We start from the raw sequence: 22,199 nt of genomic DNA on the forward strand, positions 1-22,199 counted from the left end.
CGATCCCTGAATTTGAACATTCGCGAGTAAAAATTAAAATTCGACCCGCATATCTTAGCGGCTTACTAAAAAATCTAATGGCGGGATAAAGGCAAAATAATTGACCTATTTGGCTCATTCATTATTACGCAGCTGCGTAAACTGCAATTGTGAAAAAGTTTGCTTACTGGGGGGATAAAACGGGATGTATTACACTAAGGAATTGCCTTTATATATGGTAATCAGTTTGTTAGGTCTTACTCCAGCGCTTTCTCAAGCGTCATTACCCCAAGATATTAACCATTATTTTCGCCAAATTCATGGCAAGAAAACCCAAGTTTCAATCGAAATCAAAACACCAATTGAACGTTGGCCTATTTGCGAGAAGCCACAAATCAACCCACCTATTGGCGGGCGTAATATGGGGAATGTGTCCCTTCCTGTGCAATGTGGTAAAAAAAAGCAATTTATTCAGCTAACAGTGAATGTGACAGGCCAGTATTACGTGGCAACACGCAATATAAATAGAGGGGAACCCATACAATTTGTTGATATCGGAACCAAAAAAGGCTTATTGCATAAACTCCCCGCAGGCGCAAGTACAGACAAAATTGCACTTCGCGGAGCAATAGCTCTACGTAATATTCCAGCAGGTCAAACATTCACAAAATCAATGATAAGGCAGCCTTGGGCAATAAAAGCAGGGCAAACTGTATTTGTATTCGCTAGTGGTGATAATTTTTCAGTGAAATACGAAGGAAGAGCAATAAATAATGCTACTGCCGGCCAAAATACCCGCGTACGATTGTTAAATGGGCAAATTGTAAATGGGGAAGCGCTAGAAAATGGCAGCGTTCAAGTGGCATTAAAATAAAGCGCCCTCCATTGATAGGCCGATGAGCATACATAATCTATGATTCGGCTAGCGAAGCGCAGTCAACAACGCTGCAACTTGAAGTATGACGAGTATTTACTCTAAATAATTCAAGTGGCAGCTAGGCGACAAGTGAAGATAGACCGATGAGCATACACAAGTATGTGATTCGGCTATTTGAGCGCAGTTAACAACGCTGCAACTTGAAGTATGACGAGTAGTGCAATATTTTGTAACACTATATACACTAAAGATTCATAAACATAAGCCGATAACTGACATATGAAAAAAATCGGAAATAGGAAAATACATTATGGCTATTGAGCAAACATCTGCAATTTCTGCACTGGCTCAGGTGACAAACCGCGACCCACAAGATGCGGCTGCCCCGATGCGGGACAAAAAAGTGTCCACTAATGAAGTCGTTAAAGAAAGTTCTTTTGCTCCTAGTGAGCTACAAAAAAAATTATTGCAACCTCAAGCAAGTGATATTAATAGTGCTAAAGTTGAACAAATTAAACAAGCAATCAAAGATGGCACCCTAACAATGGATGCTGAAAAAATTGCTGATGGCATTTTGCGCGATGCTCATGAATGCATGTTATCAATGAAATAAATAACCACTATGACTGACGAATTACTGATATTACTTGAGCAACAACTCGCTCATTTGCAATCATTACAAATAGTGATGAAAAATGAAGAGCTATTACTAGGTTATCACCGTGTGCCGCCTTCGCCTTTTCAGGAAACCACTGAACAAAAACGGTTTTTAGTTGCTGCGATCGGCCATGGTGAAACAAACCGCCTAGCGTTAGAAGCACAATCTGAGATCAGTGCACCTTATGAAGGCAATGATGCACTAGCAGGTGTATGGGAAGCCATTAAAAGCTTAACAACTGAGCTAAAAGAGTTGAATTATCGTAATCACCAAATGCTGCAACTGCACATTGAGCTGAATGCTCAGCGCCTAAACTTTGTGAAAAAACATAATAACCAATCCACTTATGGTGCTGATGGTTTAGAGTCAAAGCGCCCTGCATTAGGTAAGAAAATTTCAATTTAAGGTGTGTTTTGTCTAGTTCACAACCCTCTCCTTTCATACTGAGGCTCGTCAGGCAGCTCGCTCAATAGAATTACTAAAATACAGACAAAGTTGCTGCTGCAATCTCTTTTTTTCATATTCCTCTTGATGGTAGATTAGGTAAATTTCATCGCCTTAACTAAAATAAATTTATCAAAGGGATAGGATATGTTTAGGCCACCACCTATAAATATAAACTCACATATTTTGGACATTAGCATTGAACGTTTTTTTAACTACCGAACCATATTCAAAACTACAGATCTAAATGAATTTGATAGTTCAATAATTAAGAGTGCCCCTAATGATATAGCTTCAACATTAAGTCGACTAAAGTTAGAATATCGCCATTTAATTGACTTACTTGGCTGGCTATCTAGCGATATGCAATCCTATTACCTAAATAGCTTTACTCATAAAGATCTAGTTCAGCTTATCCACATAGATGGATTAACCGCATTTAAACTCGCATCAAGCACAAAAAAGATAGCTTTGAGTAAAATTGGACGAAAGCACAATTTGAAAAAAGTCCTGCGTGATGGGCAATCTGTCTTACTAACGGATAAAGGCAGAATTGTAGGGCGTTTTTTAGTCAGTTAAATACAAAGAGGCCGCTCTTAAAAGAGCGGCCTCTTCATACTTTCTTTGCGCTTTGACGAGCATTCAAATACACACCTTAGGTATAAGAACAATTTAGCTTCAAAGCGACTACATATTTATCCTACACAACCATATAACTAAAAGCAAGATGATTAACTACCACTAATCATCGACGTCATTCTTATCTTACGGTGGTCCGTCATTTCTAAATTCGACATGACCACCAACTGCGGCAGACTGCGCCGCAAGAAACGCGATAAAATCAAGCGTAATCCATGGTTAACTAACAGCACTGTAGGCGCGCCCATCGCTTCTTGGTGAGCTACAGCTTGCTCCGCTTGAGTTTGAATAAACTGCGCCAAGTTCGGCTCTAACCCACCGCCGTTCTTCGCGGCTTGCAGCAAAATCTGCTCAAGGCTAGCCTCTAAACCAATCACTTGAATTTCTTCTGCATTACCAAACCACTGCTGTGTAATTGCTCGCCCTAATGCAATGCGCACTTGGGATGTTAAGTAATCAGTATCTTTGTTTTCCCCATTTTCTCCTGCCATTTCAGCCAAGGTTTCAATGATGGTACGCATATCGCGGATCACCACATCTTCCATTAATAAGTTTTGTAAAACGCGGTGCAAAATCGTTAATGAAATCGTATCTGGGATCAGGTCATCTGCCAATTTTGGCATCTCTTTTTTCACGCGGTCATACAACATTTGGGCTTCTTGACGGCCAAATAAGGTACTGGAGTTTTGCAGTAAAATTTGATTAAAGTGAGTTGCCACCGCGGTACTCGCGGATACCACGGTATACCCTTGGATTTGTGCTTGCTCACGCAAATCATCATCAATCCAAATGGCGGGTAAACCAAATGCTGGCTCTTTAGTGACATCCCCTTGTAACGACCCAGCCGCATTACCTGGGTCAATAGCCAGACTACGCCCTGGCTGTGCTTCTCCCCGCCCAACTTCCGCGCCTTTAATTAGAATTCGGTATTCACAAGGGGAAAGCGCTAAGTTATCGCAGATATGCACCACGGGTGGCAAATACCCCACTTCTTGAGCAAATTTCTTACGTAAACCACGTAGTCGCCCTAATAATTCACCTTGCTGGTCATTATCGACTAATGGGATCAACCGATACCCCACTTCCATCGCCAACAAGTCTTCTAATTGAACGTCATCCCACGTGGCTTCAACCACTTTATTGGCTTCTTGAAAATGCTGAGATTGGCTATTATCCCCCGCACTACTTTCGGGTTGTTGGGATTTGCGGACTAAATACCAACCAAGGGCAGCCAGTGCCGCGGTAAACAGTAAAAATACAAAGTTAGGCATACCCGGTATTAAACCGATTAAACCTAGAACCCCAGCGCTCAACCACATCACTCTTGGGTTATTGAATAATTGAGTGACCATTTGTTCACCCACATCTTCATCTGTTGCCACACGAGTGACAATAACCCCAGCAGCGGTGGAAATAATCAAAGCTGGAATTTGCGCGACAAGCCCATCACCAATAGTCAGCAAGGTATAGGCACTGGTGGCATCTCCCAAAGACATATTGTGCTGGCCTACACCAACGATTAACCCGCCAACCACGTTGATCACCATAATCATGATCCCCGCGATAGCATCTCCTCGCACGAATTTACTCGCACCATCCATCGAACCATAGAAATCCGCTTCTTGCGTAACCTCCGCGCGGCGTTTTTTCGCTTCATCATCATTAATGATACCCGCGTTCAAGTCGGCATCGATGGCCATTTGCTTACCTGGCATGCCATCTAACACAAAGCGAGCGCCCACTTCCGCGATACGCCCTGCCCCCTTAGTGATAACCATAAAGTTAATCAGCACAAGAATAATGAATACCACAATACCGATGGCGAAGTTGCCGCCCACCAAAAAGTGACCAAAGGCTTCGACAACTCGCCCAGCAGCATCTGGCCCTGTATGGCCATCTAACAGGATAATTCGCGTCGAGGCAATATTCAAAGAGAGGCGCAATAAAGTTGCAAATAGCAAAATGGTAGGAAATGCCGCAAAATCTAATGTGCGTTTTGTGAACATCGCCACTAATAACACCATAATGGAAAGTGCAATATTAAAGGTAAACAGTAAATCTAATAAAAAAGCCGGTAATGGCAATACCATCATCGACAGGATCATTAATATCAGAACCGGGCCGGCCAGTATTTGCCACTGCGTTCCTTGTAAATTTTTCGGCAATTTTAATAATGAAGCCAAATTAGCCATCTCGATTGTTATCTCCAGCAAAGTCCAGCGTCGGTGGCACTGGTAAATTTTTCGGTTTTTTGGGTCTGAGCCCACCTTCTCGGCGCCAGCGGCGCAATTGGTAAACCCATGCTAAAACTTCTGCAACCGCGGCATATAATGCAACAGGAATGCTTTGTCCTATCTCCGCATGGCGGTATAGCGCACGAGCAAGAGGCGGTGCTTCTAACTGTAATATTCGGTGCTCTTCACCAATTTCTTTGATGCGCTGAGCTAATACACCTGCTCCTTTCGCTAATACTTTTGGTGCCCCCATTTTTTTGTCGTCATATTTAAGGGCGACCGCATAATGTGTTGGGTTAGTGACGATAACATCTGCATTCGGAACATCTGCCATCATTCGGTTACGCGCAATCGCACGCTGCTGTTGGCGAATTTTGGCTTTAATCTGCGGGTCACCCTCTTGCTGCTTGAATTCATCTTTAATTTCCTGACGGCTCATGCGTAATTTTTTCAAATGAGAACGAAACTGATAGAAAACATCAAAAGCCACCATTGGGATCAGCAAGAAAACAATCAAATAACCAGCAAAAATCACTTTTTGCAGTGCATTACTTAGCGCCGTAACGGGTGATTCCATCACTAAATGCAGTAACGATGGCCAACTTTGCCAAAGAAAAATAAATGCGCCCAAACCAACAAATAAGGATTTCAAAATCGCTTTAAATAACTCAGATAAGGCATTCATCGAAAAAATACGTTTTAGCCCTTTGATTGGATTTAACTTTTTCAAATCAAATTTAATCAACTTGCTATTAAAAACGAGCCCACCGACTAATGATGATGCAGAAATGCCAACCAAAGCTAACCCGCCAATGACTGGTAATAAGGCAAATAACGCCTCACTGACCACACGCCCTAAGTAACTGATCATCAAGCCTGTATTTTGTAAATAGTGGCCATCAAAAATAAAACCCTGACGAGTAATTTGCCGCAATTGTGCCGCGAGGTGTCCACCACTTAGCCATAGCAAGCTCACGCCTGCTAACATCATCATTAGCGAGCTAAGTTCTTTTGAACGAACGATTTGCCCATCATCTTTGGCTTTTTGCTTTTTATGGGGCGTGGGCTCTTCGGTTTTTTCTACATCACTCTCGTCGGACACCGCGGTTCCAAAATGTAATGAAAATACGAGTTATCGCTATAGCATGACAGAGTGTAAAAAAATCAATGGTGGAAAATAGACGCAGTTCAAGGGGGTTATTTGGCTATTGAACAATAAGGCGGCAACTTTGCGAAGGGTTTCGCAAGTAATCGCAATAAATTAAAGATACTCTGATAATGGCAATATTTGTTGATAAAATCCCTATCGTGATCGATGAGCTGTGCTAAAGTACACGTGTCATAACACGTGTATAAGGGGCATCTATGAATAGAACAAAAAAAACCGTCAGTGTCACTGTCGCGCCTGAACTCTACGAACAAGCAAGGCGGGCTAAACTTAACTTATCAGCAATACTGGCTTGTGCCTTACAAGCTGAATTAAAACGCCTCGAAGCGCAAAAATGGAAAAATGACAATGCCGAAGGCTTTAATGAGTTAAACAGGATAAATGAAGAATATGGATTACTCTCAGATAAATACAAGGATTTTTAATGCAATATCGCCTCTATCAAAACCGAGATGATGCTATCAAATACCCATATTTACTGGATATTCAAAGTAATATTATTGATTTATTGAATACTCGCTTAGTCATCCCGTTATTCGATAGCAGGCTAGTTAAAAAGCCATTACCCGCTCGCTTAAACCCCCAATTAGTTATCAACGGGCAGGTTTTTATTTTAATGACTCACCAAATGGCTTGCGTCCCTCATTCATTATTAGGGAAAGAAATCGTTGACTTAAGTAGCCAACGAGACACCATTAAACACGCAATTGACTTACTGATTGATGGCTTTTAACAATGAAGGGTTATTATGGATATTTGTCACCTTGTTGCCCCTGATATCACTTTAGAAGATGCCCCAAAAGAAGCCTTACGTATGCTTAATTGGCTAAAACATCAAGGTATTATCGACCCTGACTTTCAAAGTATCGAGTATGGTGAAGTGATTTATCGTCCTACCCCCACTCACAAAGAACCCATTTTGTACGTAATTAATGATGAAATCGTCCCAACTCAACTTCCTGAAGATACGCTAAAAAACTACCTGTCTATCGTGACAGAACGAACAGTTTTTCATGCAGGGGGAAATGGTCTCGGTATTTACTGCCCACAATGTGCAAATGAACAAAGCGAACAGAGTCACGCATGGGGTGATGCGGTATCCGACTGGTATGAAGGAAAACCAGAAAATCTCGCTTGTTTTTATTGCGATTTTCATGGCTCACTTAATAAATGGCAATTTGACCCTCAATGGGCATTCGGCAATTTAGGTTTTAGTTTTCATAATTGGGATATACGCGATAATTTTATCGAGGAATTTGAGCAAATACTTGGTAGTAAAATCATTGCTGTTTATCAACATGATTAGCAATTAAATTGTTCAGCTGAATACTCATAGGCTCTATATAATTCAAGGTTTAGAGGAAAAATCCAAGGTAATCCGCATCCCCACCGCTTCTGCATATTTTAATAATGTACCTAATTTTGGGTCGAACTGCGCTTTTTCCAAACGGGACACGTTCTGCTTCTGAGTTTGCATTTTTTCCGCAATTTGAATTTGGGTTAAATTATTGGCTAAACGTGCTTTTTTGAGTTGATTAATTAACGCCTGTCTCATCTGTAATTCAGTAGAGCACTCATTAATATCTCCATCATTTTCTTGAACTATTTCTTTTGGTTCTTTTTTTTCTTTAATCACAAAAGTAGAAATTAAATCGTTATTTATCATTGCAATCCTCTCCTTGTAACGCAAATACAATAAAACTACCCTAACCCTATGTAATTAGAGTAGTTGAATTAAAAACTTGTCGGCGATTAGAAGCCCAGTTCATCAAGCAAATCATCAACTTGAGACTGTGATGCCATCACATTTACGCCTTCTTTATTGATTTGTGGGCCATTGAGCAAACTTTCGTTTTGCGTTTTCGCACGCATTTCAGGTGGTGTATTTTCCATTAACAGTGCGAGCAGTTGCTTTTCAGCTTCTTCAACCACTTCCATCATTTTTTTGATGACTTGCCCTGTTAAATCTTGGAAATCTTGCGCCATCATGATTTCTAACAGCTCTGCTTTGGTGGTTTCGCTGTCTTGGATCACTTGCCCTAAAAAAGCTTCTGTTGACTCACGCAATTGTGCAGGAACCCCATCTCCAGCGGTTTCTTGCCACTGCTGTTGCAATACCTGCGCATTTTTATTCATTTCCACTTGCAGTGGTTTGATGACATCAATACCATTTAAGGTTTTTTCTGCCGCTTGCGCCGTCATTTGGGCGATATAACGCAGCCTATCTTTTCCGTCTGGAATACTCGCCACTGCCTGTTGAACGCTTTTTTCTAGCCCCAATTCGCGCATACTTTCACGCAGCGTTCTCATTAGCGTACCAATGCGCGTAATGACTTGTTTTAAATCATCATTACCATTGCGAATACCTTCCATACCCACTTGCTCAGTCATGAAAACCTCCTTTGGCACGCACTGTTATTGCAGCCCCATTTTTTCAAATACTTTATTCAGTTTTTCTTCTAAGATAGCGGCAGTGAACGGCTTAACGACATAACCACTCGCCCCCGCTTGTGCAGCGGCAATAATATTTTCTTTTTTCGCTTCTGCTGTCACCATTAATACGGGGATATGCTTCAAAGCATCATCACCACGAATGGTTTTAAGCAGCTCAAGGCCATCCATGTTTGGCATATTCCAGTCAGCAACAACAAAATCGATGCTACCTGTACGGATTTTTTCTAATGCATCAACACCGTCTTCTGCTTCTTCTATTTTGTTAAATCCGAGCTCTTTTAATAAGTTACGGACGATACGTCGCATTGTAGAAAAATCATCGACAACCAAAAAACTGAGATCTTTAGCGGCCATAACCACTCCTTCAAAATACAATTGTGAATTCCTGTCACGGTTTAAACCGTGACAGAAGAAAGTCTTGCTAAAACACTTGGGGCAATCTTGAGAATATCTTGCACCTCATCCGCAGCCCCCAATTCAATCGCCGCGCGAGGCATACCAAACACCACGCAACTACTTTCGTTTTGTGCGTAAGTGATAGCCCCTTGCTTACGTAAATTTAATAGCCCTTTCGCGCCATCCATCCCCATCCCTGTCAATAAAATGCCAATACATTTTCGCCCAACACATTGAGCGACTGAATCAAACAACACATCAACAGAAGGACGATGCCGGTTAACAGGTTCGCTTTGCTGCAAAATAACTTGAAATCCCTTGCCTTTATCCGCAATCAACATGTGCGAATCGCCTGGGGCAATATATGCATGGCCTTTTTGTAATAGTTCGTTGTGTTCAGCTTCTTTTACGGTCAATACACAGAGCTTATTTAAGCGATCAGCAAAAGAACGCGTAAAACCCGCTGGCATATGCTGAGTGATCACTACCGGAGGGCATTCATGAGGTAACATTTCCAGAAATTGCCGTATTGCCTCCGTTCCTCCGGTCGATGCGCCAACCGCAATCACACGGCTATTGCAAACATAGGGAGAGAGTGATTTCGCTTGAGAAACTGGCTCATTAACCTTTTTGTCAGGGCGGGCAAAGCGGCTGCGCTGAGTAATTTTAGACATGGCTGCTGCGCGAATTTTCTCACCAATAATATCTCGATAACTCATCATGGTTTCACGAATACCAATTTGTGGTTTCGTGACAAAATCCACAGCACCTAATTCCAGCGCTTTTAACGTCACTTCCGAACCTTTCGACGTCAATGTTGAAACCATTACCACAGGCATTGGATGCAAGCGCATTAGTTTTTCTAAGAAATCAATACCATCCATTCGCGGCATTTCCACGTCTAACGTGATCACGTCCGGTTCATGTTGTTTGATTAAGTCACGTGCAACATAAGGGTCTGGTGCAGTATCAACCACAATCATGTCTTCGTGACTATTAATAATTTCGCGCATTAATTGGCGCATCAGTGCTGAGTCATCCACACATAGCACTTTAATCTTTTTCATTACCCCCTCCTCGCCGCTTGCAAGCTGTAGACGGTTTGCCCTTTAATAACGAAACTTTGTGATAACTGCGATAAATTTTCGGAATGCCCGATAAACAGTAATCCGTCAGGCTTAAGCAATGGAACAAAGCGCTCTAGCATTTTTATCTGCATCTCTTTATCGAAATAAATCATGACATTACGACAAAAAATCGCATCAAACCGATGTTGCATCTGCCAGTCATGGTCACTCAAGTTTAAGTAACGAAATTCAATCATTTGGCGCAATGCAGGTTTGACTCGTGCATAACCGTCAAATTCACCAACCCCTTTCATGAAATAACGTTGTCGCTGTAATGCCGTCAATGATTTCAGCTCTTCTACGCGATACACGCCTTGTTTCGCTTTTTCTAGCACTTCCGTGTCAATGTCACTGGCAATCACTTTGGCATTGATGGCATTCGGCCCAAGTACATCACTTAATGTCATTGCTATCGAATACGGCTCTTCTCCCGTTGAAGATGCGGCACACCAAATATTAATGGCGCTATTTTTACGCGTACGAACAAAGTCCGCTAACGTCACAAAATGGTGTGGTTCACGAAAAAATGCAGTTAAATTTGTCGTCAAAGCATTCACGAAAGCTTGCCATTCTGCATGGTGAGGCTCACGCTCTAACATCCGCAAATAATCGGAAAAATTGTCGATATTACAATCACGTAACCGCTTTAACAGCCGGTTATAGACCATATTTTTTTTATTCATGGTGAGGACAATGCCTGATTTTTTATGAATAAATCGACAAACCCGACCAAACTCATCATCAGTCAGTGGTTCTACCTGTGGTACAAAAAGCATCGTACTTGTCGTCCTATTCAATAAAAACCCAGAGGCAGCCAGTTATTTGGCTGCCTTTTAGGATGGATAACCTAAGGAAAAATAACCTGTTACGGTTATCCACCGAAAATTCAGAAACGAATTTTCACAACACTTAACGCCGATTACGATTTAAATGACTTTCGGGTAATTCAAAGAATGCAACCGTATCAACTAAGTTGTTTGCTTGGTCTTCTAACGCCGCCGTCGCACTGGTCGATTGTTCCACTAATGCCGCATTTTGTTGTGTCACTAAATCCATTTGGCTTACCGCTGTGGCGACTTGCTCAATACCACGGCTTTGTTCATTGGAAGCAGAAGCAATGTTGCCCATTAATTCAGTAACTTGGTTAACAGCTGCAACTAACTCACTCATAGTTTCTCCCGCTTCATTAACAAGCTGAGAACCTTGGCTCACTCTACCGACAGACTCATCAATCAAGGTTTTAATTTCTTTTGCCGCTTCCGCACTGCGCTGAGCTAGCGCTCTAACTTCACCAGCAACCACAGAAAATCCGCGCCCCTGTTCACCTGCTCGAGCGGCTTCAACGGCAGCATTCAATGCTAAGATATTGGTTTGGAAAGCAATCCCATCAATCACACTAATAATGGCACTGATTTTTTGTGAGCTATTAGAAATGGAAGTCATGGTGTCAATCACGTCTTCGGTGATCTCTCCACCTTTCGTTGCGGTTTTCGATGCACTAACAGCAAGTTCACTGGCTTGACGTGCGTTATCCGCATTTTGCTTAACGGTTGCTGTCAACTCTTCCATACTAGCCGCAGTTTCTTCGAGTGATGCCGCTTGCTGCTCAGTACGTGAAGATAAGTTATTATTACCTAAAGCAATTTCACGAATACCGGTATACATTTGGTCAGTATTTGAACGCAAGGCGGTCACTGAAGTCACTAAAGACTCCTGCATATCCTTTAGCTTGCCAAATACCTCACCGATTTCATCACGGGTCGTCACTTCAATTTTCTGATTGAGTTTGCCATCAGCCACTAATGCAAAGTGCTCTCCCATACTCTTCAGTGGGTTAATTACTTTACGTTTCATCCAATAATGAGCAAATGCAATAACCGCGATGATAATGACGATCACTGAGCAAAATGAACTCCAAGCGAAGGTGTTATACATTCTTGCTACCGCAAGAGATTCGTCGCTTTCAGCATTCAGTAATTCAAGGTATTCCTCAACAACTTGCTCCAACTGATCCTGGTTTTCTTGAGCAGGAAGTTCAATATAAGCTGCAATATCGTTATTATCTAAATGTGTTTTTAATGCTTTGAGTGTTAAGACAAATGCTTGATACCGAGCCTCTAAAGCCGCAAGATTTTCTTTCTCACTTAAAAGAGGCTGGTTTTTAAACATAGTGTAGTCTTTCTCAGCTTCTGCGAGTAATTTGTCAAAAGTCACTCTTGTTTCTTCAATCAATGGTTCATTACCACCGACTTTATGCAGCAATGCAATTTGCGTTAGGCTATTGCGTGCTTGCATTAGGTGTTTATTGGTTTCTTCAAGCATCGAACGCTTATCAGACCCCAAATCAATGCGCTCTAAGGATTTTAATTCGCTTACAACAATCCCAACAGAAACCCCGCTAGACACAATCTGCATCCCACAAAATAAAATGAGAAGAAGATATAAACTCACCGAAATCCGGATATTTTTACCAAACATAGAAATCCCCACTTGTGCCAGCTAAGAGAACTGAACCTCTGAAACATTGCCTTGTTTTCTAATGCGCAGGAACGCTGCAAAACCGTAGCTTTGCAGCGCGAAACTGAGCTTAACCCTTAGAAAGTTTCCCAATTGTCATCATCTTTATGTTCTTTCGATGATAGTTTTGTCAGATCCGGTGTTTTAACGATATTTGAAACCGTTCTTGCTGCCGGCTGAATATTGCGTATTTCACTTTGTTTTAATGGTGGTAAACGGAAGATAGAAATCAGTTGCGACAGTTTTGCCACTTGCTCTTCCAATACATTGGCTGCAACCGCGGATTGCTCAACCAGCGACGCATTTTGCTGCGTAACTTTGTCCATTTCAGCGACAGCAATACTGACTTGTGCAATTCCTTTGCTTTGCTCGTCTGATGCGGTCGCAATATGCGTCATAATGTCAGTAACACGTGTAACAGATTCAACAATCTTGGTCATTGTTTCGCCTGCATCCTCAGCTTGGCGAGCGCCTGTCCCAGTTCTTGACACCGAATCTTCAATTAACGTTTTAATCTCTTTAGCGGCATCTGCACTGCGTTGTGCCAAATTACGCACTTCATCAGCAACAACGGCAAAACCACGACCATGCTCACCTGCCCTTGCCGCTTCAACTGCCGCATTAAGCGCTAAGATGTTAGTTTGAAAAGCGATGCTATCGATAACTGCAGTAATATCAGAGATTTTCTGTGAGCTATCCGCAATATTCAGCATGGTGCTAACGACATTGGATACCACTTTGCCGCCTTCTTTTGCTATCACTGAAGCTTGGTTTGCAAATTCACTCGCTTGGTGGGCGTATTCGGTATTTTGTTTAACAGTGGCAGTCAGTTCACTCATACTGGCTGAAGTTTCTTCTAAGCAAGCGACTTGTTGCTCCGTTCGTGCTGACAAGTCATTGTTACCTGCTGCAATTTCGGTTGTACCTTGGTAAATAGTTTCGCTACCATCTAGCACACCACGAACCGTATTAATCAGCTCTTGTTGCATGTGTTGAACACCATTGGCCAATTCACCAATTTCATTTTTGGCAATTGTTGTCACATTCGGTGTTAAATTCCCTGAAGCAAAGACTTTAATACGTTCAATTAAGATACCGAGTGGCTCGATAATACCTTTACGAACATAGCGATAACTGAAGAAACCAATCAAAGCGAGTAAGATAGATAGCGTCACCAACATGTATAATGATTGGCGATAGTTATTATCTGCATTGACAACTTCGGCCTGGAAATCTGCTGAAATATCCGCAAAATAAGCGTTAAATTGCTCTTCAAATTTCACTTGGTGCCCTGAGGTTCTGTGTGCATAAAAACCTTCAAGGTCACCTTTTTCAGCGAATTCACTTAGCTTGATTAACGCATCACGATAGGTTTCATAGGTACTAAACAGCTTTTCAAATTTGGCTTTATCATAATCTGAACTTTGCATCAGCTTGTTATAACGTGCGTAAGCGTCATCCGCTGATTTAAAGTTACGTTTAGCGGCTTTAATCAAGTCTTCTGTCGTTGCATCGTCTTGAATTTTACGACCTTCGAGCAAATAGGCATTGATAGAGCGGTTTAAGTTCGCCCGGGCTTGTAACAAATTAACCCAACTTTCTGTTAATACTTGTCTTTGGCGTTGTAAGGAATTCAAATAACTAATGCTGTCGCTGTTATCGCCCAGTTTGGTAAACATCAACCCACTGGATACCAGTTGCAGCAAAATAAAGATAAAAATGACGGACAAAAGTCCCGATACGATTTTAATTCGACTGTACATGACGTTTTACTAACATAATTTTGTTGTATTTTGGATATCGGTCATCCAACCAAAAACTTTAGTTAATGACTTATTATTATTTGAACAATTATTGGGGCTGAGAATTACTCAGCCATGCTGTCAATCAGCGCCATTTCATCGCTAGTTAATAATTTTTCGATATCGACTAAAATCAACATACGGTCATTTAATGTTCCGAGCCCTGTCAGATATTGGGTCGATAATGTCACCGCAAAATCAGGTGGTGGCGCAATTTGCTCTTCATTCAAGACCAGCACATCCGAAACCCCATCGACGACAATACCGACAACGCGATCTTTTAAATTCACCACAATAACGACCGTGTTATCGTTATACACCACGTTTTCATGGGAAAACTTCACCCGTAAATCAATAATTGGAATGATGACTCCACGTAAATTAGTCACACCTTTGATAAAATCAGGGGTATTCGCGATACGAGTCACTTGTTCATAGCCACGAATTTCCTGCACTTTTAAGATTTCAATGCCATACTCTTCTTCACCCAAGGTAAAAATGAGGTAGCCTTCGCCGTTTTTTTCTTCTTCGTGTTTATTTAAATCATCATCTAACATAGACATGGTGTATGGCCTCTATTTAGTGCACGACAGGTTGAGAAACCTGCTGTTTCTTTTTAATCAAAATGCTGTTATTCATTTTTTGCAGCTCAGCCACATCTAAAATCAATGCAACAGAGCCATCGCCCATAATCGTTGCTGCGGAAATACCAGGGATTTTGCGATAATTACTTTCAATGTTTTTCACCACCACTTGCTGTTGCCCGACGAGCTTGTCAACTAACAACGCAAAACGGTGGCCTGCATTTTGAATAATCAGCACAATACTGTTATCTAAATTTCGCTCGGCTTCTTCGATGGAAAATACTTGGTGTAATTCAACAAGTGGCAAATATTCCCCTCGCACAAGCAGCATTTTTTCTTCTCCCGCTAAGCGATAAATATCCTCTTGCCGAGGCTGCAAGGTACTGATAATGGCACTCAATGGAACGATAAAAACATCTTTCGCTACTTTCACAGACATACCATCCAAAATGGCTAAAGTGAGCGGTAATAAAATGCGGATAATGGTACCTTTACCTTCGGTAAAACCGATTTGAATACGACCGCCCATGTCTTGGATATTTCTTTTCACCACATCCATTCCAACACCGCGTCCCGAAACGTCTGTCACTACCTCTGCGGTTGAAAATCCTGGAGCCATAATCAGCATCGCAACTTCATCATTGCTCATACCATCATGCACGTTCATGCCTTGTGACTTCGCTTTTGCCAAAATACGTTCACGGTTTAGCCCTGCGCCATCATCACGAACTTCAATGCAAATATTGCCACTTTGATGTGCTGCCGCTAAGGTCAATGTGCCAGCTTCTGGCTTACCATTTGCCACGCGAACTTCTGGCTTTTCAATCCCATGGTCGAGGCTATTACGAACAAGGTGATTCAGGGGATCGACGATGCGCTCAATCAAGCTTTTATCGAGTTCAGTTGAACTTCCTTCCACTTTCAGCTCGATTTTTTTACCTAATTTCGATGCTATATCCCGTACCATGCGTGGGAAACGACTAAATACGTAATCCATTGGCATCATGCGAATTGACATAACGGATTCTTGCAAAGCGCGGGAATTACGCTCCAACTGTACGATTGAGCTTAACAAATCACTGTATTCGTTCTGATCGACATGTTGACTATGTTGGGTCAACATTGATTGAATAATCACCAGTTCACCCACTAAGTTAATCAGCTGGTCAACTTTCTCTACAGCCACACGAATACTGCTCGAATCCCCTTTCGGTTTAGCGATTGCCGTTTTTTTAGCCGTGGTGGGTGCAGCAGGTTTTGCCGAGCTTTGCGGAGTATCTACTTGAGGCTCTGTGACTTCATTCGCTGCAACTTTATCATCATTTAATAACGTTTCTTCCTTTGAAAAAGCGAGGCAATCGGCAAATGAAATTACTTCATGGCTAATTTGCGATTCATCCACCACAAAACATAGCACCCCACTAATATCATCAATATCCGTATTAGTTCCTACCCATGCTTGTAAACTATTTGCTGTTTTTTCAGTATGATATAAATGCCCAAATAAACTGAGCTCATCCGCCAATAAATCAACTTCATTTTCTTTGAGCTGATTTAACGAGATCATAAAGTAGTGTGAATATTCACCTTGCTTCGCGGGTGTGTCTTCAACAACCGCATCTTCAACTTTAGTTTCAGATATCGCAGTACCTGTCTCAGCGACCTCTTCCGCTCTATTTTCAACCCGGCTAAGCACCTCACAAATACGCTTAAAGGTATCTTCATCCGGCAAAGAATCATTTTTATAGGCATCTAACTGTGATGCCATGACATCCTTAGCATCAAGAAAAACATCTATTATGTCAGGCGTGAGGGTTAACTCATCATGACGCGCCTTATCTAAAAGGTTTTCCAATGTATGAGTTGTATTCTGCAACTGAGTGAAACCAAAGGTTGCAGCCCCTCCTTTGATTGAGTGGGCACTGCGGAAGATGGCATTTAGCTGCTCGCTATCCGGGTCAAAAGGATCAAGCTCAAGTAAATGTTGTTCCATATCCCTGAGCAACTCATCAGCCTCATCGAAAAATGTTTGATAAAACTCGGTAATATCCATGGTTTTTATCCAATTTCGCTTAAGTTTCACTTAACGCTGACTGCCGGAACCCCCGGCAGACAACTAAACAAGTTATGTAATAAATTCAAATAACAGCAATTCATCACGGTATTTTCACCGCAGCGACAACACCCACAGCCGTTTCTTGCATGGGTTTTTGCGGTTTATTCAGCACATCATTGATCGGCTTGGTGCCATCGTATTCGCGGAGAATTTGTTTGGTTTCTTCATCATTTAACACAATGATACTTATCCGGCGGTTGATCGGGGCAAAACCATCTTCTTTGTCTAAATGAATGGCTGAAGCCATCCCAACCACGCGTAATACTTTATTTTCATCCATTCCACCGCGAATCAATTCACGGCGCGAAGCATTTGCACGATCTGATGAAAGCTCCCAGTTGCTGTAATTGGCGCCGTTGGCATAAGCGAGATCATCAGTATGACCGGAGATACTAATTCGATTAGGAACATCATTAAGAAGTGGTGCTATTGCACGCAAAATATCGCGCATATACGGTTCAACCGTTGCCGAACCGACTTTAAACATTGGGCGATTTTCACTATCAACAATTTGAATGCGTAGCCCATCATTAATCATATCAATCAATAAATGTGGCTTTAATTCATTCAAACGGGGGTCTTTTAAAATGGCCTGCTCAAGGGACTCTTTTAATTTTTCAAAACGATAGTTTGCATTTCCATCAATAATATTATTGGGTTCCGGCATCACATCCCCATCACGGAAAATCGGGTCTTTACCCCCACCAGGAATAGGGTTTGTAGCATCACCACTTTTACTTCCCGGGTTGATAGCTGTACTCAAGGGAGTACGAAAATACTCAGCAATTTGTGTTAATTCTTGAGGACTTGAAATTGAGATCAGCCACATCACTAAAAAAAACGCCATCATCGCCGTCATAAAATCGGCATAAGCAATTTTCCATGAACCGCCGTGTCCGTTTTGATGATGTGAACTGCGCTTTTTAACCCGAATAACATGAGGTGTATTGGCTGCCATTCGTTTGTTACTCCTCAGTTGTTTCTTGTGAGCGAGCACCTACTTTCACTTCTCGAACTTTATCTTCAAGTTCAACAAATGAAGGTCTATCTGCGCTGAATAACACCTTGCGGCCAAATTCAACCGCAATTTGAGGAGCATACCCTTGCAATGCAGAGAGGAAAGTCACTTTAATACACTCCATCATTTTCAATTGCTCACTACTGCGCAACCTAATCAGAGCAGCTAAAGGCAAAATAAAGCCATAAGCCACTAAAATACCTAGAAATGTACCAACCATTGCATGAGCAATTAAAGCACCAAGTTCACCTGCGGGACGGTCTGCTGAGCCCAAGGCATTCACGACACCCAAAACGGCCGCAACAATCCCAAATGCAGGCATAGAGTCACCGACCATGTTTAGCCCCGAAGCAGGTACTTCATTTTCTTGACGAAAAGTTTCTAATTCTTCATCCATTAATGCTTCAATTTCATGACTTTGTAAGTTACTACTCACCATCAGACGTAAATAGTCCACAATGAACATCATGGTGGACTCATCTTTTAAAATACGGGGATATTGGGAGAAAATTTCACTTTCACTTGGATTGTCAATATCTTTCTCAAGTGCAAGTAACCCTTGTTGGCGCGATTTATTAAGTAATTGAAATAACAATGCCATTAAATCCATTGACATTGTTTTATTGTAAGAGGAACGACGAAAGAGTTTTGGTAATACTTTGCACAAGGCGACGATGGATTTGCCACTGTTACCAACAACAAAAGCACCTAAACCTGCCCCTAAAATAATGACAAATTCAGCGGGTTGATAAAGCGCACCTAAATGGCCGCCGACCATTATATATCCGCCAATAACCGCAACTGTAACAATGATATACCCGATGAGTATTAACACAATATTCCCTTTCACTCCGTTGGTTAACAGATGGCAGTCAAAGGGAATATTAGGAGTGACAGGCAAAAAATTTTGCCTGCTAACCAAATCAATCCAATTACATTACCGCTTTAGTAATGCCATCCTGTCGATATACCGTAATATCGGCTAGATGTTCGGAAAGTTTACGTTTTTTTATTGCGCGTGATGGCGGTTGGCATAAACTACAAGTGAAGCTATTTTCAGGAATATGTGCGTAAGTAATAAAAGAGCCATGGCAACAACTACATTGTGAACTTTGTAACATGCCACTTTCCACAAAACGGACTAGCGTCCAAGCACGTGTTAAAGCCAACAAAGGTTCTTCGCCGGGTTCTGGAATACACTGTTCAAGGTATAACCTATAGGCTTTTAATATAGCGTCAACACCACGACATTGGCCGCTTTTCAGTAAAAATTGATAAGCATTATAGAACATGGATGAATGAATATTCTGTTCCCATGTCATAAACCAATCTGTAGAAAAAGGTAACATTCCTTTCGGTGGAGGGCTACCTCTTAGCTCTTTGTATAAACGAACTAAACGACCGCGACTGATTTGCGTTTCACTTTCTAACATTTGAAGGCGAGCGCCCAAAGAGATCAATTCCATGGCTAGTCGAATGTCATTCGCTTCTTGGACTATACTTTTTTCAGCTGCGGTACTCATCTTTTTCTCGCTATTTCAGTGTCGCCCTCATTATGCGTTTGCAATAATCGGGTCGAAAGTAAGATACCTGTATGAATTTGTTGTAATTCATCAACTCTTGAATCACGAGTTAGTTTTTCAATTGTTTCACTATTATCAAATCTAAACTGGCAGATTAGCTGGTTTGTCTCTGCTAATTTGACTAATTGAGGGAGTGTAAGGTCTGCTAAAGTAGTTGCCATTGCATCAGAGATACCTAGACGAAACATCGCAGAGGCTTTCTCTTGAGAGATGAGTTTTTGGGCTAATAGCAAATATGAGAGGTTAATATCGTATATATGCTTCAGAAAATCTGTCGTCGAGCTCATTTTTTTTCCTTTCCGAATATTATCAACATCTGTGCGATCTGTGTGCAAAAAGAACAAATATGAATTTAAAAGTATTGTGTATTCAAATTATTAAATTAAAAAATTAATTAAATTGGGTAAATGTAATTCCATTAATTTCCCCATGTTATCCATTAAAAATACCCAATTTGGAGTACAAATACACAAGCTTCCAAACTTAAATTAAATATATTTCCTGAATACCTACAACAATAAAGAATGACTAAAAAATTAGCGGTTTCCATAAAAATCAGAAATTGCTGATGTCATTATTAGTCGCCAATTATTATGCACCACTAAATTAACCATTCAAGGTACTTATGTTTCTTTTTGTATCAATAGGGTGATTACCCATTAATTCATTAAATAATCTTCATTATTTCTTTATCTTCTATTACCTTATCCTAAATATCCGCAACATTTTGAGTCAACCTAAGCAAAATGCCAGGATTTTAATCAAACCAATCACTCTTTACATGTGATTATTAAGCCTAATAAACCAAGCATAACATCAAAAACAACATATTGATCCAAATCAATTTTTAGTATTAAGAAACTGAGTTATACATTACTGTATTAAGGCGTTATCGGCATTATTGGAATAAAATTTAATCATTAATTTTCAATAAGTTTGATATATATTACAGCCATCGTTCAAAATTATTCAATCGCAGTTATCATATAAACAACCATTATATTGTCATACATATTAAGTATTCACTTCCACTTTCATTAGAATCATTAAACTATAAAATAAGTATCATCACCCTATAATATTAATAAAACTAATAAAATTTACGTCGATTACCAATAATGAAAGTTTATTCAGCTTAAATATTTTTGTAAGATATTTTTGCATATTTATTATTTCAAGTGATCATTTTGTTATTAATTCATTAAAGTAGTTTTTTTGGGTTAATTAATATTTATTTTTTATGTAAAATGGCAAAAAATTCATTTTTTTTAATAAAAAGATCAACCTACGCTAACCTATCACTTTTGTGTTAAGAGCAAAAAATGTAGGTTTCAATTAAGAACATTCTATTTTCCAAATATTTTTTATATCATTTTTAAAATATTCAGTTAGTGCTCAAAATAAAAAGCACTAAAGGTATTATTAATTGTCTTCGTACTTATCATTTTTAGCCATTTTCACGTAACCATAATAATTTTAATAACTCAGTGTTATAATAACAAATGATTACTATATACTTTTATTTTAACAAAACCCCCTAGCCATCAAGTTATCTTAAGTAGAATTGCTTAATCAGATAATGAAAGATTAAAAAATAAATAACTTTTAGTTAAAATAATTCAGTGAGACATTTGCTTATAAAAGAAGCTAATTTATTAGGATTTTTATGGAAAAAAATATTTCTCAATTTGAGACAAACTTCACACTTGTTTTCTTTGTTTCTCAATAATTTCCGAATAAAGCGATTCTCACATTGCTGAATTTATGTTAGGAAAATCACATTAATTGTACTAACAACCCCCTCATAACAACATGTAGGAGCAATAGATACAAAAATGAAGAAAGAAATGACCACATAAGTTAGTTGATAAACTTGTTTTCCTCATGCTCCAGTGCAACACTGAGCACTCTGAAATATAATTTGAAGGAAAAATATGTTCAATTATCAGGCAACAATAGAATTTATTGAGGAAGAAAACGTATATGAAATCAATTTTAGTGATTTTCCTGACCTTCAAGGAGTTAGCTATTGTAGAGAAGATGTTGAATTAGAAGCCCAAGAAATTTTGCTAGCCTCTTTTGCAGAACATATCGAACTCAGAAAACCAATTCCATTAGCAACACAACAAAAAAATGGTGAAGCATTTACGGTTTATTTACCCATAATCTGTTGCTTAAAAATTGCCTTGCATAACGCCATTCTCAACTCTGCAATGCAACGCGTCGATCTCGCTCGCAGATTGAATATCAATGCACAACAGATAGAACGCTTACTGGATATTCATTACACATCTAAAATTGACCTTTTAGAACAAGCCTTATACATATTGGGCGTCGAGCCTTCAATTACAGTGACTCAAAAAATATTTGATAACAATATAAGCTAATCATCATCCAAGGACTATATAATAAAGTTATCACTGAAATAGCCCTAAAATTCTTGATTTACTTCTTACTGATACTAAAAAGTATCATTAGCTGCTTATGTAATAGCAGAGACTTGAGTTAAATTTAGCTCCCTATTCTCATCCTCTGCTATTCAATCGTTTTCCCTGTACATTTCACGTGCTAAAAAACAACTGCGTTCTATTTCAAACACCCCT

General features: G+C 40.3%; 23 protein-coding genes. 8 read left to right on the forward strand and 15 right to left on the reverse strand.

The annotated features are described in order from the left end of the window. Positions 1-214 precede the first annotated feature (214 nt). The 4 genes from flgA (at position 215) to M1F26_RS12105 (ending at position 2,537) form a co-directional block, all read left to right on the forward strand. Positions 215-853, forward strand: a complete 639-nt coding sequence (gene flgA, locus M1F26_RS12090) for a flagellar basal body P-ring formation chaperone FlgA (protein ID WP_140170906.1) — start codon at positions 215-217, stop codon at positions 851-853. Positions 854-1,166: 313 nt separating this feature from the next. Beyond that, positions 1,167-1,469, forward strand: coding sequence for a flagellar biosynthesis anti-sigma factor FlgM (gene flgM, locus M1F26_RS12095; RefSeq protein ID WP_110591517.1), 303 nt, complete (start codon positions 1,167-1,169; stop codon positions 1,467-1,469). Between the two features lie 9 nt (positions 1,470-1,478). Further along, positions 1,479-1,919 (forward strand): flagella synthesis protein FlgN, encoded by a 441-nt coding sequence (locus M1F26_RS12100; protein ID WP_110591516.1) that lies wholly within the window; start codon positions 1,479-1,481, stop codon positions 1,917-1,919. A 186-nt stretch (positions 1,920-2,105) separates the two neighbouring features. After that, entirely contained in the window at positions 2,106-2,537 is a 432-nt protein-coding gene (locus M1F26_RS12105) for a hypothetical protein (protein ID WP_140170720.1), read from the forward strand. A 152-nt stretch (positions 2,538-2,689) separates the two neighbouring features. Here the strand turns inward: M1F26_RS12105 and flhA are convergent, their stop codons facing one another. After that, the gene (gene flhA, locus M1F26_RS12110; RefSeq protein ID WP_004255687.1) at positions 2,690-4,789 is read right to left on the reverse strand and encodes a flagellar biosynthesis protein FlhA; all 2,100 of its coding nucleotides are present in this window, start codon (positions 4,787-4,789) and stop codon (positions 2,690-2,692) included. Then, positions 4,782-5,933, reverse strand: a complete 1,152-nt coding sequence (gene flhB / locus M1F26_RS12115; protein ID WP_140170721.1) for a flagellar biosynthesis protein FlhB — start codon at positions 5,931-5,933, stop codon at positions 4,782-4,784. Before flhB ends, flhA begins: the two co-directional genes overlap by 8 nt. Positions 5,934-6,196: 263 nt before the next feature. Between flhB and M1F26_RS12120 the strand changes: the two genes are divergently transcribed. From M1F26_RS12120 to M1F26_RS12130, 3 genes are read left to right on the forward strand one after another with little or no spacing between them, the layout of a single operon-like run. Beyond that, entirely contained in the window at positions 6,197-6,424 is a 228-nt protein-coding gene (locus M1F26_RS12120; protein ID WP_140170722.1) for a type II toxin-antitoxin system CcdA family antitoxin, read from the forward strand. After that, complete coding sequence (locus M1F26_RS12125) at positions 6,424-6,732, forward strand: CcdB family protein (protein ID WP_140170723.1); 309 nt, start codon at positions 6,424-6,426, stop codon at positions 6,730-6,732. Before M1F26_RS12120 ends, M1F26_RS12125 begins: the two co-directional genes overlap by 1 nt. A gap of 15 nt (positions 6,733-6,747) precedes the next feature. Next, positions 6,748-7,305, forward strand: coding sequence for a hypothetical protein (locus M1F26_RS12130; RefSeq protein ID WP_140170724.1), 558 nt, complete (start codon positions 6,748-6,750; stop codon positions 7,303-7,305). Positions 7,306-7,347: 42 nt separating this feature from the next. Here M1F26_RS12130 and M1F26_RS12135 read toward each other — a convergent pair whose 3' ends face one another. The 13 genes from M1F26_RS12135 to flhD all read right to left on the reverse strand — a co-directional run bounded on the left by M1F26_RS12135 (position 7,348) and on the right by flhD (position 19,883). Next, entirely contained in the window at positions 7,348-7,665 is a 318-nt protein-coding gene (locus M1F26_RS12135; RefSeq protein WP_004255698.1) for a helix-turn-helix transcriptional regulator, read from the reverse strand. Between the two features lie 86 nt (positions 7,666-7,751). Further along, positions 7,752-8,390, reverse strand: a complete 639-nt coding sequence (locus tag M1F26_RS12140; protein WP_094961165.1) for a protein phosphatase CheZ — start codon at positions 8,388-8,390, stop codon at positions 7,752-7,754. Positions 8,391-8,414: 24 nt separating this feature from the next. Continuing rightward, on the reverse strand, positions 8,415-8,807 hold the full coding sequence (cheY, locus tag M1F26_RS12145) for a chemotaxis response regulator CheY (RefSeq protein WP_004255705.1): 393 nt from the start codon (positions 8,805-8,807) through the stop codon (positions 8,415-8,417). A gap of 41 nt (positions 8,808-8,848) precedes the next feature. Then, the gene (locus M1F26_RS12150) at positions 8,849-9,916 is read right to left on the reverse strand and encodes a protein-glutamate methylesterase/protein-glutamine glutaminase (protein WP_140170725.1); all 1,068 of its coding nucleotides are present in this window, start codon (positions 9,914-9,916) and stop codon (positions 8,849-8,851) included. Beyond that, the gene (locus M1F26_RS12155; protein WP_004255713.1) at positions 9,916-10,752 is read right to left on the reverse strand and encodes a chemotaxis protein-glutamate O-methyltransferase; all 837 of its coding nucleotides are present in this window, start codon (positions 10,750-10,752) and stop codon (positions 9,916-9,918) included. The genes M1F26_RS12150 and M1F26_RS12155 overlap by 1 nt, the downstream gene beginning before the upstream one ends. Before the next feature lie 133 nt (positions 10,753-10,885). Beyond that, the gene (locus tag M1F26_RS12160) at positions 10,886-12,454 is read right to left on the reverse strand and encodes a methyl-accepting chemotaxis protein (protein ID WP_094961162.1); all 1,569 of its coding nucleotides are present in this window, start codon (positions 12,452-12,454) and stop codon (positions 10,886-10,888) included. A gap of 116 nt (positions 12,455-12,570) precedes the next feature. After that, positions 12,571-14,256: a methyl-accepting chemotaxis protein gene (locus tag M1F26_RS12165; protein WP_140170726.1), complete on the reverse strand. Its 1,686-nt coding sequence runs from the start codon at positions 14,254-14,256 to the stop codon at positions 12,571-12,573. A gap of 104 nt (positions 14,257-14,360) precedes the next feature. Further along, positions 14,361-14,858 carry a chemotaxis protein CheW gene (gene cheW / locus M1F26_RS12170; RefSeq protein WP_004909833.1) on the reverse strand — a complete coding sequence of 166 codons (498 nt, stop codon included), beginning with the start codon at positions 14,856-14,858 and terminating at the stop codon, positions 14,361-14,363. Positions 14,859-14,874: 16 nt separating this feature from the next. Continuing rightward, the gene (gene cheA, locus M1F26_RS12175; RefSeq protein ID WP_140170727.1) at positions 14,875-16,932 is read right to left on the reverse strand and encodes a chemotaxis protein CheA; all 2,058 of its coding nucleotides are present in this window, start codon (positions 16,930-16,932) and stop codon (positions 14,875-14,877) included. 103 nt (positions 16,933-17,035) lie between these two features. After that, positions 17,036-17,953 carry a flagellar motor protein MotB gene (gene motB / locus M1F26_RS12180; RefSeq protein ID WP_136135231.1) on the reverse strand — a complete coding sequence of 306 codons (918 nt, stop codon included), beginning with the start codon at positions 17,951-17,953 and terminating at the stop codon, positions 17,036-17,038. A gap of 7 nt (positions 17,954-17,960) precedes the next feature. Further along, a complete protein-coding gene (gene motA / locus M1F26_RS12185; RefSeq protein WP_036957858.1) occupies positions 17,961-18,848 on the reverse strand; it encodes a flagellar motor stator protein MotA in 888 nt (295 codons plus the stop codon). A 97-nt stretch (positions 18,849-18,945) separates the two neighbouring features. Continuing rightward, on the reverse strand, positions 18,946-19,536 hold the full coding sequence (gene flhC, locus M1F26_RS12190; RefSeq protein ID WP_004255732.1) for a flagellar transcriptional regulator FlhC: 591 nt from the start codon (positions 19,534-19,536) through the stop codon (positions 18,946-18,948). Beyond that, on the reverse strand, positions 19,533-19,883 hold the full coding sequence (gene flhD, locus M1F26_RS12195; protein ID WP_036957860.1) for a flagellar transcriptional regulator FlhD: 351 nt from the start codon (positions 19,881-19,883) through the stop codon (positions 19,533-19,535). The genes flhC and flhD overlap by 4 nt, the downstream gene beginning before the upstream one ends. Before the next feature lie 1,647 nt (positions 19,884-21,530). Here flhD and M1F26_RS12200 point away from each other — a divergent pair. Further along, positions 21,531-21,983 carry a hypothetical protein gene (locus tag M1F26_RS12200; RefSeq protein WP_094961159.1) on the forward strand — a complete coding sequence of 151 codons (453 nt, stop codon included), beginning with the start codon at positions 21,531-21,533 and terminating at the stop codon, positions 21,981-21,983. Positions 21,984-22,199 lie beyond the last annotated feature (216 nt).

The sequence above is a fragment of the Providencia sp. PROV048 genome (assembly GCF_033688165.1).
GTDB lineage: Bacteria > Pseudomonadota > Gammaproteobacteria > Enterobacterales > Enterobacteriaceae > Providencia > Providencia hangzhouensis.

What these genes read in the sequence shown, in the direction of transcription:
- flgA (WP_140170906.1), top strand. Translation starts at nt 215, where the DNA reads ATGGTAATCAGTTTGTTAGGTCTTACTCCAGCGCTTTCTCAAGCGTCA.
- flgM (WP_110591517.1), top strand. Translation starts at nt 1,167, where the DNA reads ATGGCTATTGAGCAAACATCTGCAATTTCTGCACTGGCTCAGGTGACA.
- M1F26_RS12100 (WP_110591516.1), top strand. Translation starts at nt 1,479, where the DNA reads ATGACTGACGAATTACTGATATTACTTGAGCAACAACTCGCTCATTTG.
- M1F26_RS12105 (WP_140170720.1), top strand. Translation starts at nt 2,106, where the DNA reads ATGTTTAGGCCACCACCTATAAATATAAACTCACATATTTTGGACATT.
- flhA (WP_004255687.1), bottom strand. Translation starts at nt 4,789, where the DNA reads ATGGCTAATTTGGCTTCATTATTAAAATTGCCGAAAAATTTACAAGGA.
- M1F26_RS12120 (WP_140170722.1), top strand. Translation starts at nt 6,197, where the DNA reads ATGAATAGAACAAAAAAAACCGTCAGTGTCACTGTCGCGCCTGAACTC.
- M1F26_RS12125 (WP_140170723.1), top strand. Translation starts at nt 6,424, where the DNA reads ATGCAATATCGCCTCTATCAAAACCGAGATGATGCTATCAAATACCCA.
- M1F26_RS12130 (WP_140170724.1), top strand. Translation starts at nt 6,748, where the DNA reads ATGGATATTTGTCACCTTGTTGCCCCTGATATCACTTTAGAAGATGCC.
- M1F26_RS12135 (WP_004255698.1), bottom strand. Translation starts at nt 7,665, where the DNA reads ATGATAAATAACGATTTAATTTCTACTTTTGTGATTAAAGAAAAAAAA.
- M1F26_RS12140 (WP_094961165.1), bottom strand. Translation starts at nt 8,390, where the DNA reads ATGACTGAGCAAGTGGGTATGGAAGGTATTCGCAATGGTAATGATGAT.
- cheY (WP_004255705.1), bottom strand. Translation starts at nt 8,807, where the DNA reads ATGGCCGCTAAAGATCTCAGTTTTTTGGTTGTCGATGATTTTTCTACA.
- M1F26_RS12150 (WP_140170725.1), bottom strand. Translation starts at nt 9,916, where the DNA reads ATGAAAAAGATTAAAGTGCTATGTGTGGATGACTCAGCACTGATGCGC.
- M1F26_RS12155 (WP_004255713.1), bottom strand. Translation starts at nt 10,752, where the DNA reads ATGCTTTTTGTACCACAGGTAGAACCACTGACTGATGATGAGTTTGGT.
- M1F26_RS12160 (WP_094961162.1), bottom strand. Translation starts at nt 12,454, where the DNA reads ATGTTTGGTAAAAATATCCGGATTTCGGTGAGTTTATATCTTCTTCTC.
- M1F26_RS12165 (WP_140170726.1), bottom strand. Translation starts at nt 14,256, where the DNA reads ATGTACAGTCGAATTAAAATCGTATCGGGACTTTTGTCCGTCATTTTT.
- cheW (WP_004909833.1), bottom strand. Translation starts at nt 14,858, where the DNA reads ATGTCTATGTTAGATGATGATTTAAATAAACACGAAGAAGAAAAAAAC.
- cheA (WP_140170727.1), bottom strand. Translation starts at nt 16,932, where the DNA reads ATGGATATTACCGAGTTTTATCAAACATTTTTCGATGAGGCTGATGAG.
- motB (WP_136135231.1), bottom strand. Translation starts at nt 17,953, where the DNA reads ATGGCAGCCAATACACCTCATGTTATTCGGGTTAAAAAGCGCAGTTCA.
- flhC (WP_004255732.1), bottom strand. Translation starts at nt 19,536, where the DNA reads ATGAGTACCGCAGCTGAAAAAAGTATAGTCCAAGAAGCGAATGACATT.
- flhD (WP_036957860.1), bottom strand. Translation starts at nt 19,883, where the DNA reads ATGAGCTCGACGACAGATTTTCTGAAGCATATATACGATATTAACCTC.
- M1F26_RS12200 (WP_094961159.1), top strand. Translation starts at nt 21,531, where the DNA reads ATGTTCAATTATCAGGCAACAATAGAATTTATTGAGGAAGAAAACGTA.